Annotated in this window: 3 protein-coding genes and 2 tRNA genes; 2 read left to right on the forward strand and 3 right to left on the reverse strand. The window is 48.4% G+C overall.

Annotation, left to right across the window (positions count from 1 at the left end; genetic code table 11):
• Positions 1 to 309 precede the first annotated feature (309 nt).
• The 3 genes from VZT47_RS09390 to VZT47_RS09400 all read right to left on the reverse strand — a co-directional run bounded on the left by VZT47_RS09390 (position 310) and on the right by VZT47_RS09400 (position 1,308).
• Positions 310 to 816, reverse strand: a complete 507-nt coding sequence (locus VZT47_RS09390; protein ID WP_330224707.1) for a flavodoxin family protein — start codon at positions 814 to 816, stop codon at positions 310 to 312.
• Positions 817 to 1,133: 317 nt separating this feature from the next.
• Positions 1,134 to 1,207, reverse strand: a tRNA-Gln gene (locus VZT47_RS09395).
• 25 nt (positions 1,208 to 1,232) lie between these two features.
• Positions 1,233 to 1,308 (reverse strand) — tRNA-His (locus tag VZT47_RS09400).
• 449 nt (positions 1,309 to 1,757) lie between these two features.
• Between VZT47_RS09400 and VZT47_RS09405 the strand changes: the two genes are divergently transcribed.
• Both VZT47_RS09405 and VZT47_RS09410 read left to right on the forward strand, forming a co-directional pair.
• The gene (locus VZT47_RS09405; RefSeq protein ID WP_330224708.1) at positions 1,758 to 2,384 is read left to right on the forward strand and encodes a cyclodeaminase/cyclohydrolase family protein; all 627 of its coding nucleotides are present in this window, start codon (positions 1,758 to 1,760) and stop codon (positions 2,382 to 2,384) included.
• Between the two features lie 437 nt (positions 2,385 to 2,821).
• A complete protein-coding gene (locus tag VZT47_RS09410) occupies positions 2,822 to 4,450 on the forward strand; it encodes a ClC family H(+)/Cl(-) exchange transporter (protein ID WP_330224709.1) in 1,629 nt (542 codons plus the stop codon).
• Positions 4,451 to 4,601 lie beyond the last annotated feature (151 nt).

Consider the following 4,601-nt stretch of genomic DNA (forward strand, 5'->3'; position numbering starts at 1 on the left):
GGAGAATGTTTAAATCCTTATATAAAAGGGCCGCCTCCCCTATAAAAAGGCGGCCACCATAACTGCGAACTGATAACTAATAACTGATAACTATTTCCCCTAAAGTTTTTAAATAATGATTTTTATTTTTGTACACCCCCCATATCCTTCCCGACAGCCCCGAGACCCCCGAGACCCGATACTCCCGATTCAAAAGTCCGCGAAGAAGAAAGTTGCAAATATAAAATGGGCGCCCATACTATTTCAAGGCGCCCACCTTCACGGTTCACGGATCACGGACCACGAATCACGAATCACGAATCACGACAATTATACCTTTTTCACCATTTCCAGAGCCCATTTCTTTGCATCATCCAGATCCTTCTCATCCGGATGTTTTTCTGCTTCCTGCAGCCTTTCGAGCCTTTCCGGTGTCAGGGGATGGACCTGTTCTTTGTTTGGATTTCTCTTTCCCGTATGGAAGGAATTCACCCGGCCCTGGCAGATCCAGGTGCCTACGCATTCGGAAGATTCCGGCAGAAGGGATGCGGCATTTTCCAGGTAATCCTTTGCCGCCGGAGAATCGGGCCAGGCTCCGGCTGTGGCATAAATGGCCACTTTCTTGCCCTCTATCTTTGCCAGGGTCCGGCGGGCCACCATGTCTGCGCCCCTCCGGAATGCCCAGAAACCGACGAAAATGAGATCATAGGAAGAAATATCCTTCTCCCTTCCCTCTTCCAGGATATCTTTTTCTCCCGGCAGCGCTTCATAAATGGCCTCAGCCACTTTCTTCGTATTTCCCGTACGGGAAGACCAGAGAACGAGAGATTTCATCATTTTGCCTCCTTAGATTTATATTATAAAATGCTTTCTATTCTATTATAGCAGAAATACTGCAGGAATAGTTATCAGTTCTCAGTGATCAGTTATCAGTGGCCCGGCTATCGGCCGTAAGACCGGTCTCGCAATCAGGTCTGGGGACTTTATTAGTATTTCAAGTCAAATCGGATCATCCAAATGGGTCAATCGTCCCGTCGCCCGCCTTGGGCACAATGCAACTGATAACTATGAACTGATAACTGATAACTTTTATCATCAGGACTTCAAAGAAGGAATAAAAAAGAGCTGTTACACTTGCAACAGCTCTTTATCTCTGGCAGGGGTAGGTGGAGTCGGACCACCGATAACGGAGTCAAAGTCCGTTGCCTTACCGCTTGGCGATACCCCCATATGGAATTCAAGGTAAAAAAAAATGGGGCGAGTGGTGGGGCTCGAACCCACGCGTAACGGAGCCACAATCCGCCGTGTTAGCCGCTTCACCACACCCGCCACATATGAAGCCATATGACCAGAGCCATATGACGATGTATAGTATATCATTTATACAACTTCATGTCAAATCATTTTTATAGCTTTGCGTTATCGTGGTTCGTGATCCGTGGTTCGTGATTCGTGTTGGATATGGTTCCCTGTGGGAACCAATTTTTATATTGGGCCTTTGGCTCTCAAATCCGAGAATCTTCGTAATTCGACATAAACTCCATCCATTCAGGAAACTGGCAATGCATGTTTAATGATTTTCAAATTTATTGCCCCAAGGGCACAGCCGCGCATTTATAGCGGCCATAGGCCGCTCTCGCGCGGCTCCTTCACGGACCACGGGCCACGAATCACGATTTACCTCATATGACGCAAAATCAATTCCCCCGATATGTTCGAAATACTGTATAATAGTAACCAAGCAAAGTGTCCTTATTGTCTATGCAGAGGTGATTTCCATGGCAGATGAAAAAGCATTCCGTCAGATGACGATTGATGATTTCCTTGATGATCTTGGTTCTTCGAAGCCCGCTCCGGGGGGCGGAGCCTGTGCGGGACTCATGGGAGCCCAGGCCTGTGCCCTGGCAGAAATGGTGTGCAATCTGACGATTTCCAATAAAAACTATGCCGAATTCCATGAAAAGGCAAAGGAATATCTGGAGGTATTCCAGTTTGCCCGTTCCATTTTCCTGGACCTCATGGATGAAGACGCAAAGAATTTCCGTGAGCTTATGGCGACGCTGCGCACCATCCGGAATCTTCCTCTGGAAGAGCGCCAGGAAAAACAGCTGGAAGCTTTCAAGAAAGCCATTTCCGTTCCCCAGCAGATGGCCCAGACCATGAGTGATCTCCTCCCCTCTTTCACAAATATCCTTCTCAAAGGAAATAAAAATGTCATCAGCGATGCCGTCATGGCAGCCCAGAATGCCATCGCCTGCGTTCATGCTTCTATTATTAATGTAAAAATAAATTTAAAATACATCGATGATGAATTCTACGAACACGAAATGAAAGACGCCATCACTTCCTGGGAAAATGCGGTTTCCGCCATCGATGCAGTGCTCACGTATCAGGTGGATTTGTGAGATTTTAACAGTCAGCCATCAGTAAAATTCCCTGTGAAGCGGCTTTTGTTTCGGGATGATCGGGGCTATCGGGTGTATCGGGAGACTCGGGAAGGTGCGGCGCAAATTCATGAGCGCCGCAGTATATAAAATTTCCTGACAGACACCGGGCCCCTTACAGGAATTAAAATCGACATCCATACAAGGACGAATCCAATCCCAATAACACCCCGGGACTCCCGTCAATCCCGATTCAAAAGTTCGGACTCACTTTCATTTCCCTACAGCCAAATGACTTTATGATCTTTATATGAAATCGCCGCCTCATGAATATGGCGGCCACCACCCCGATACTCCCGAGACTCCCGTGTCTCCCGTCAATCCCGATTCAAAAGTCATTCATCATTTATATTTCCTTCCGGTTTAATTACTTTCCCCACCTCGAAAGGAGGCTCCCTATGAAAACTGAAGAAAACCGCGCCTCCTCATTCAACAGTCAGCTTTTCAAGACCTATGTGGCCCTGGATAACTGGCACAAATTCCGTCTCCGCCTTTTTGTGGAGGGAATTTTCGTAGGCATCCTGGGAGGTCTCTGTATTTCCCTTTTCCGTTTCCTCCTAACCGAAGCGGAAGCGCTGCGCATTTTTATTTACAATGCTTTTCTCCTCCCGGCAGCTTCCAGAATGGATCCCATTCCCATTCTCTGCTGGGCAGCAGCCCTCTTTGTGATCGGGCTCTGTCTTTTCGGCATGTGCCGGTATGCCCCCATGGCTTCCGGTTCCGGGATTCCCCAGGTGAAAGGGGTCATCCTGGGCCTGTATAAAATGAAATGGATCCGCATCCTCTGGGTAAAAATCATAGCCGGCGCCCTCGGTATCGGGGCAGGCCTGTCGCTGGGCCGCGAAGGACCGTCCATTCAGATCGGGGCAGTCGCAGGCCAGGGATTTTCCCGGCTTCTCGGCCGGACCCGGATGGAAGAAAGGTATCTCATTACCAGTGGTGCCGCAGCCGGCCTGGCAGCAGCTTTTAATGCTCCCCTGGCCGGAATGATGTTTGCCCTGGAAGAATTGCACCGGAATTTTTCAGGTGCCGTCCTTCTTCCTACCATGACTTCTGCCATTATGGCTACCATTGTGACCCGTTTCTTTTTTGGAAACAGCACCAGTTTCCATTTCGTAAATCTGGTTCCCATGCCTGCGGAACATTTGGGACTGGTAGTCATCATTGCCATTTCCTGCGGAATTTCCGGCATTATTTTTAACTGGGGCCTTCTCCACACGGGAAATTTCTATAATCTTCCCATTTTCAGAAATCAGTTCATGAAGATCGGATTTGCCCTCATCTGTGCCTGCTTCCTGGGATTCTATCTGCCCCAGGTCCTGGGCGGAGGAAATGCCCTCGTGGATACCCTGGCCATGACCCGTTACAGTCTGGGTTTCCTGTTCCTTCTGCTGATCGGGAAATATATTTTCACACTCATTTCCTATGGCTGCGGCGTTCCGGGCGGCTTTTTCCTTCCCCTCCTCGTCATCGGATCCCTGGTCGGTGCCCTGGAAGCCAATATTTTCGTATCTCTTGACCTGATCAATGAAATTTATACGCCAAACATCATCGTCATCGGTATGGTTTCCCTTTTTGCCGCTTCCGTCCGTTCCCCGATTACCGGTACCCTTCTGATTCTGGAAATGACAGGAGATTTCGGACATCTCATGGCTCTGGCCCTGGGAAGTGCGATTGCCTACATTACGGCTGAACTCCTGAAAGGCGAACCGATTTATGATGCCCTTCTCAAGAAATCTCTCAAAACCGCTCCCGATAAAGAATCGGAAGAGGAAAGAAATATCGTGGAAGTCCCCATCGTCAGCGGTTCTGTCCTTGAAAATAAAATCATCGGTGAACTTCCCGGCATGAAACAGACCGTCATCATCGATCTCAAACGGGGAGGCAAAAGCCATATCCCGGATCCGGATATACGCCTCAGAGCCGGCGATTTCCTGTATATCCTCACTTTGAGCCGGAATGCAGAAATGCTGAAATCTTTAGGAGAAGAAAAAGTGCCGAAGGCACATGTGCGGGACCCGGATTAAGTTTTGAATACAGGGGCTGTACAATAATTACACAATATGTGGAAATACCGGAAGTGATAAAGTTATCAGTTATCAGTTCATAGTAATCAGTGCAGGAGGCCCGCATCAAACTGGATGGCGGGCCATTTTTATACACAATTCTCCTGGAGAA

It is taken from the genome of Dialister sp. (assembly GCF_036343215.1).
GTDB lineage: Bacteria > Bacillota > Negativicutes > Veillonellales > Dialisteraceae > Dialister.